Source organism: Reyranella sp., assembly GCF_052439685.1.
In the GTDB taxonomy this organism is placed as follows: domain Bacteria; phylum Pseudomonadota; class Alphaproteobacteria; order Reyranellales; family Reyranellaceae; genus Reyranella.
Genome location: NZ_JBQVQG010000071.1, coordinates 1 through 1,601, shown reverse-complemented (window position 1 = coordinate 1,601; position 1,601 = coordinate 1). Strand labels below are relative to the sequence as shown.

At 63.8% G+C, this 1,601-nt stretch carries 2 protein-coding genes; one reads left to right on the top strand and one right to left on the bottom strand.

Going from position 1 to position 1,601, the window contains the following annotated elements; genetic code table 11:
* Positions 1-114 precede the first annotated feature (114 nt).
* Positions 115-537, top strand: coding sequence for a TSUP family transporter (locus ACT6UX_RS30365; protein ID WP_444778858.1), 423 nt, complete (start codon positions 115-117; stop codon positions 535-537).
* An 80-nt stretch (positions 538-617) separates the two neighbouring features.
* Here ACT6UX_RS30365 and ACT6UX_RS30360 read toward each other — a convergent pair.
* A partial coding sequence (locus ACT6UX_RS30360; RefSeq protein WP_444778857.1) for an aminotransferase class IV occupies positions 618-1,601 on the bottom strand: 984 nt, incomplete at its 5' end.

Below are 1,601 nucleotides of genomic sequence, written 5' to 3'. Positions count from 1 at the left end.
CTGCCGAATATCGAAAACTGCAAAACGCCGCCATGAACACGTGGCGGGAAATCACCTGTCGTCCGCAGCATAACCCAGGCCTATCGTGGCCATCTGTGCCGACGGCTGTACCAGTTGATCCGGCGACCGTCACCGCTGGCGCAATCGTCGGGCGGGCCTGAATTCGTGTTCTTCGGCGCACTCGGCGGTTTGATGGGTGGCCTTTTCTCCACGGCGGGACCGCCGCTGGTCTTCCAGTTCTACCGTCAGCCCCTGCCGCACCGGGTCGTCCGCGAGACGCTCGTGGCGATCTTCTCGCTCAATTCCCTGTTCCGGCTCGGCCTCGTGGCGGCGCACGGTGATTGGCAGCCTCATACGCTTCTGTGGGCGGCCGCCGGGTTGCCGGCTGTCCTGGCCTCGATCTATCTGGCCCGTCGCTGGCCCCCGGCATTCTCGGCGCGTACCCCGCGCCTCGCGGCGTTCGTCCTGCTGGTACTGTCCGGCGCTTCGCTGGTCGCGCCCGTGGCCCTGGAGTTCGTACCAGTTGGAGTGAAGTGAAGCGCACTCCACGGCGTCGCCAGCCGGCGTGTATCGAAGCCTCTTGCGCGCAACGCATCGTGATCCTGCAAACAGCCCGGTCAGTAGTGGGCTGCAAAACTTACCGAGGGATCAGAATGCGCATCCCAGTACCCCCTCCATAGGGCCTTGCTGATCGGCCCGACATTGCCGTCACCCACCGGTTGTCCGTCGAGCGTCGTGATCGGCATGACGCCGCCGGCGGTCGTGACAAACAGGATCTCGTCGCACTGGTAGGCGAGTTCCACGGGCACGTCGTCGATCGTGTATGGGTAGCCGAGCGTTTCGGCGACGGCGAGCACCGACTTGCGTGTGACCCCCTCGAGAACCCCCTTCTTCGGCGTGTAGAGCTTGCCGTCCTTGATGAGGATGACGTTGAAGCCGGAGCCTTCGGTGAGGTTCGCGTCGCCGTCCGTCAGGATCGGGTACATGGCGCCGCGATCGCGCGCTTCCAGCAGGCCGCGGGTGAAATCGCCCCATTGCAGGTTCTTGACGGTGGGGTCGATTGCGCCTGGCGGCACGCGGCGCACCGTGCGGGTGATGACGGCGGTGCCGCCGGTCTTCTGCGTTGCCTCGTCCATCACCCAGAGATAGGGCATGACCATGAGGTAGCAGAAATTGTCGCACTCCTCCGGCGCATACTGGCGCACGAACCGCAGGCCGCGCGTCACGATCAACATGACATAGGCATCGCGGATGCCGCTCTTGGCCACCATTTCGACGAGCCGGTCACGAATTTCCTGTCGCGGCAGCGGGCTTTTCAGCCGCAGCTGCGCACAGCTCTTCTCGAACCGGTCGAGGTGATCGTCGAGGCGGAAGAACCGGCCGTTCCAGACGGCGGGCACATCATAGGTCAGGTCGGAATGGAGAAAACCCTGGTCGAGGATCGGAATGCGCGCCTCGTTGAGCGGGACGTACTCGCCCGCGATATAGGCGATGCCCTTGGCGAACGGGTTGTCGCTGGCCTCGAGTTCTTTCACGCGCCGGCGATAGTCAGTGAAGATGTGGTCCGTGTAGGACATGATCTGTCCTCCCTGAAAAGCATA